Below are 4,745 nucleotides of genomic sequence, written 5' to 3'. Positions count from 1 at the left end.
GGCCTGAATGAAGAGGCTGCCGTCTTCCCCTTCGAGCTGGTTGCGAAGCGTCAACTTGACGCAGTCACCTTGATTGGCACGAAGAACCAACGGCTGAATCGTATCGCCCTGGAGGCCCGTGCTGACAGCGCCCGGATCCCACCCTTCTTTGTCACGCGCTTCCCGGTTCTTGGATTCTTCCGGCCGGGCCTTTTCCACATCCTCGGTCAGGATGTACATATAGCCCGGATAGAAATCCAACCAGCGATTCAACGTGATTTCGATGTTGATCATCGATACGTCAAACTGCTTCGTCGGAACGCCGGCTGGACACTTACCGCCTGACGCCAAGACCGGCTCGCCCTTACCCGAATCCGTCATGAGCAGGAAGCTGCTGCCATCCTGACCCATGTACTGGTGCATCATAGACATGTTATTGAACGCACCCGAGGTATGCTGGGCCTTGGCATCCTTCTGAGCCTGCTGCTCCAGCTTCTCCATCAGTCGATGGTGCTGCGCTTCCATCTGCTCCGAACGTTGGGGCCGACCTTCGATCGTGTCCTCCACGACCGTTTGGCCCTTCAACTGTTGCGTCCAGCCCGGCAACGCAACCGGGGTCGCATGGCCATCATGCGACGTTCCTTCTGGACCGGCGGCAAACAGCCACGGTGTTACCACCAAGCTGCCGGCCAGCAGGACGCTGTGGAGCATCAGCGCCAGACCTGTACGCCTCTGCCTGCGTCTCGGTTGAACTGAAAAAGACCTCATGTTTGGCCTCCCCCTTCTGTTGGCGCCGCCTCCGTAGGCGGCCGGTTGAAACACTCTGACTATTTGTTTCTAACTTCCTACTTTCCTAGTTCCTTCTGGAAGAAGCGAACCGGCCTCCGATTGGCATCCGGCCAGAATCTTTGGAGGGTTAGAGCTGGTGAAGGGTTCCTTCTCGCGAAGGAGTGGGTCATTCGGAGGCCGGTCCTAATCACCCAGGCCTTCACCAGCGGCATTTACGTAGCGCAACACCTGTGCCGCGTGAAGACTGATCCGGCGAATAAGACTATTTCTTATTTTAAATTAGCTAGTTAGCATGATTTGTCTTCTTCTCCCGCGGGAACTATATTGCGATGATTTTCTATGCCATTAGACATTCTTAAAAGTGCCTACTAACAGATCATCTATATTTCAACTGCTTAAACTGTCTAATGTATTGGACAGAAATACGGGAGAAATGTGGCAGAGAGGGGCAGGCCAGGAGTTATTCGATTCGATAATCTCGTAGTTTATTGTAGAGAGTTGCTCTGCTGATCTTCAAAAGCTTGGCGGCCTTGGCACGATTTCCATGAGCCTTTTTCAATGCATCAAGAATTCTCGAACGTTCCGCCTGAGCAACCGCATCCTTTGCAACGGAACGAAGGTCCTTGGACTCCACCTGTGATCCCATTGCAACGATATCGCCGCACGTAAGATAAGGGCCGGCCGTCGTGACGACCGCTCGCTCGATGTAGTGCTGTATTTCCCTCACGTTACCGGGCCATGCGGCCTCAGACAACGCATGCATGACATCATGAGAGACGTGTCGCAACGGCTGTCGATGCCTGTTGCAGGAAAGTTTCGCAAAATGCTCAACGAGGAGAGGGATATCGTCTTTCCGGTCCCGCAAGGGAGGGAGGTAAAGCGGCAACACGGCCAAGCGGTAGTACAGGTCCTGCCGGAACCGTTTCGACTTGACCAATTCGGACAGATCTTTGTTCGTAGCGGATATCACGCGAACATCTACCTTGATCGGTTGATTACCGCCAACACGCTTGATCTCTCCTTCCTGAAGAACCCGCAAGAGTTTGGCCTGAAAAGCGGGGCTTGTGTCGGCGATCTCATCGAGAAAAATCGTGCCTCCGTGGGCCTCCTCAAATAAGCCACGTTTCGTGGCGGTCGCTCCCGTAAACGCCCCTTTCATATGGCCAAAGAGTTCGCTCTCGAGCAGTGTTTCCGGCAGTGATCCGCAATCGACGACGACAAAGGGTTTTGTTCTCCGGTCACTCAGCCTGTGAATCGTCTTGGCGACTAGTTCCTTTCCTGTCCCGCTTTCTCCCTGTATGAGGACCGTCGCTTGACTCTCCGCAACGAGGGCGATCATGTCGAAAAGCTGTTGCATCACGGAGCTTCGACCGATCAATTCTCCTAGATGCTCGCGAGCCGCCGGAGGTAGGACCTCATCTGGCACCTGAGCTCCCTGGCCACAGCTCGCTCTTGATCCAGGCTTAAACAGCACGAGCATGGATGCTACTTCTCCATTACCGGCCAGGAGTGGAAACGCCTGCTGCATTCCGCAGGCAGTCCCATCCCCTGCTGCCGTACAGGACACACTCTGGACGTCATGAGATTCGAAAACTTTTACCGCCGGGCATACGCCACAGGGGTCCTTCCGTTCGGCGAAGGCCTGGTAGCATTTGGCCTGTTGCCGATGTCCTTTCCCCTCATGAGCGATCGACCAGGCAGCCGAATTCGCGTACACGACGTTGAAGTCTTGATCAATCACCGCTACGCGTTCGGATATTCCCCCAGCCAATTGCCTGATAGCTTCGATCCGCGCCGCAATAACGGGATCGGCCAGGGAAAACGGTTTTGAAGAATTGGGAGGAGATCCGGCCATCTCGTCGATCTTTCTCGTTAAACGGCTCGTCCAGCTGGACGACCACTAGCTGTTTATTGATAACTGCCTTCAGGCCCTGTCTTCCTGAGTAACCTGCTGCCGTTCCAGCAATTGCTGCACGCAACGTTTTAATTCTGCGATTCGGACCGGCTTATCGAAGTATGCATTGGCCCCGGCCTGTAGAACTGCTGCCTTTGTTGCCGGATCACCAAACCCGGTCATAACGACAATTGGGCATACCGGAGCAACCGTGCGAAGTCGACTAATATAGTCAGCACCCCCTGCCGGCATCCGAAGATCCGTGAGGATCAGATCGGGGGCTGAATCTAACACAACACGAAATGCTTCGTCTCCATCCTTTGCTTCCCTCAACTGGTACCCTGCGCTCCAGAATTCGTCGCAAAGGAGACTCCGCATATCACGATCGTCTTCGACCACGAGCACGACTGGTGACTTTCGGCCTGCCATGGCACCCCACCGTTTTCTAATTTTCAATACCGAACTACGGTTATGATCAACTTTGTGGCAAGGTGCATGCCCGTGTGGGATCAGTTTCTAATGTTCAATTTCCCTGAAAAATCAGTGCTTGGTAAGAGTTTCCCTGAAAAGCAGTGGGGGGAAACACCTCAATTTCCAGCGGGATCGTTGTCGCAGGATGCCACAATGCCACGATCAGATTTTAGGGACAATGTGAGGTGAGGGCTCAACCAAGCAAAGCCCCTGTCTTGCGCTCAAACTTGGCTTTCCTAATTGCCTGGCAACAGGATGGTAAATGTCGTTCCTTTTCCTTCCTCGCTGTCGACGGTAATAGTCCCTTGATGCTCTTCAACGATGCCTTTGACCACCGTCAGACCAAGACCGGTCCCCTTGCCGAACTCCTTGGTTGTAAAAAATGGCTCGAAGATTTTTTCAACCAGGTCCCTTGGTATTCCCTGCCCGCTGTCGGCAACCGTCAGCTTCACCAATTCTTTCCCCTCCGATGACATACCGATACTCAATACGCCTCCTTCAGGCATGGCATGGAGCGCATTCATAATGAGGTTGATGAGCACTTGGCTCATTTGATCCCGATCGGCACGAACTTTCGGACTGGAAGCATCGATCTGGGTTTGGACCTCCACCCGGCTCTTGGCCAGGCGTTCATGAAACATTTCAAGGCTGTCCTCTATTACATCTCCCAGCGCCAGCGGTTCACGCTCAGGGGGCTTGCGGCGAGCGAACGTCAGTAACTGATTCATAACTCTGGTAATTCGTTCAACTTGAGCGACGATCGTCTGCAGCCCTTTCTTGACAGTTTCATCTCTTACCCGCTCCATCAGGTACTCGGCGCGACCGAGGATGACATTCATCGGCGTCCCGATCTCATGGGCCATGCCTGACGCCAACGTCCCGAGCTCTGCCAAACGCTCAGCTTTCTTCAATTGATCCTCAAGACGCATTCGCTCCGTCACGTCTCGTACGAACACTTCCACCCCGACTCCCTCTTCATCGACAAAGCGAGCGGCAACAACCTCTACGTCCACCTCTGTTCCGTCCAGCCGAATAAACCGTTCCACCGCAGGGATCGCCTGCTCTCCTTCATGTACGATTCGATGGATCCGGTGTTTCACCTGATCCATATCCCCGGGATGGATAAATTCTAGAAGAGAACGATTGGTCACATCTTCAACTTTACTTGCTCCTACCAACGCAAGGCCTTGCCGGTTTGTAAACACGATCCGTTCACCGCGATGGATGAAAATGGCGAAGGGCGAAACTTCAATCAGACGACGATACCGAGCTTCACTTTGTCGAAGCAGTTGCTCGGCATGCCTACGTTCCGTGATGTCCCGCAAGACGACTGTGTAGTATTTGTCGCCTCCCACCGTAAAATGAGAAATCGCGGCTTCAATGGGGAATTCCTCCCCTCCAGCACGAACTCCGACCACCGTCCCAAGTTGCCCCATCTTCCGGGTCGTCGCACCGGACTGGCCGAATACCTCTACGTGCTGACCGTGAATAGAGCGAAATCGCTCGGGAAGAAATTTGTCCAGCGGCTGACCGAGAGCCTCACGTGCGGAACACCGGAACATCTGTTGCGCCGCCCGATTGAACAACAGAATACGCTGATCGCTGTCGATCG

The 4,745-nt window shown here is 53.9% G+C and carries 4 protein-coding genes; all 4 read right to left on the bottom strand.

All coding sequences use genetic code 11. The features are described from left to right. Positions 1–747 (bottom strand): hypothetical protein (locus ACWVCN_RS03890; RefSeq protein WP_455244203.1); only part of this gene is annotated, 747 nt, incomplete at its 3' end. 481 nt (positions 748–1,228) lie between these two features. Then, entirely contained in the window at positions 1,229–2,623 is a 1,395-nt protein-coding gene (locus ACWVCN_RS03885; RefSeq protein WP_455244202.1) for a sigma-54 interaction domain-containing protein, read from the bottom strand. A gap of 69 nt (positions 2,624–2,692) precedes the next feature. After that, positions 2,693–3,091, bottom strand: a complete 399-nt coding sequence (locus ACWVCN_RS03880) for a response regulator (protein ID WP_455244201.1) — start codon at positions 3,089–3,091, stop codon at positions 2,693–2,695. A gap of 278 nt (positions 3,092–3,369) precedes the next feature. Then, the coding region (locus tag ACWVCN_RS03875; protein WP_455244200.1) for a PAS domain S-box protein at positions 3,370–4,745 on the bottom strand (1,376 nt) is incomplete at its 5' end.

This window comes from Petrachloros mirabilis (assembly GCF_975968855.1).
This window is presented reverse-complemented; position numbering and strand designations above follow the sequence as displayed.

Bases quoted from the DNA above. Each gene is read 5' to 3' on its own strand.
- ACWVCN_RS03885 (WP_455244202.1), bottom strand. From the start codon at position 2,623: ATGGCCGGATCTCCTCCCAATTCTTCAAAACCGTTTTCCCTGGCCGAT.
- ACWVCN_RS03880 (WP_455244201.1), bottom strand. From the start codon at position 3,091: ATGGCAGGCCGAAAGTCACCAGTCGTGCTCGTGGTCGAAGACGATCGT.